A 363-nucleotide genomic window follows, 5' to 3' on the forward strand; every position below is an offset into this window, starting at 1 on the left:
CGGAGACGTCGCCGGCCTGGGTCTCGATGATCGGCAGCGCCGTCAGCGAACCCGTCTTGCCCTTGACGCGCCCATTGGTGTGCTTCTCGACGTATTCCTCGTTGACGCGCGCGGCGCGCTCGAGCAGGCGCGAGTGGAGATAGAACACGTCACCCGGATAGGCTTCTCGGCCCGGCGGGCGGCGCAGCAGCAGGGACACCTGGCGGTAGGCCACGGCCTGCTTGGACAGGTCGTCGTAGATGATCAGCGCGTCTTCGCCGTTGTCGCGGAAGTACTCGCCCATCGAGCAGCCGGAGTACGGGGCGATGAACTGCATCGCGGCGGACTCCGACGCGGTGGCGGCGACCACGATGGTGTGGGCCA

1 pseudogene is annotated in these 363 nt (G+C 67.8%); it reads right to left on the reverse strand.

Annotated elements, in window-relative coordinates:
- Window positions 1-363: pseudogene (locus tag FLQ44_RS21775) on the reverse strand (F0F1 ATP synthase subunit alpha); the annotation flags it as partial.

It is taken from the genome of Vogesella mureinivorans (assembly GCF_007644035.1).
Taxonomy (GTDB): domain Bacteria; phylum Pseudomonadota; class Gammaproteobacteria; order Burkholderiales; family Chromobacteriaceae; genus Vogesella; species Vogesella mureinivorans.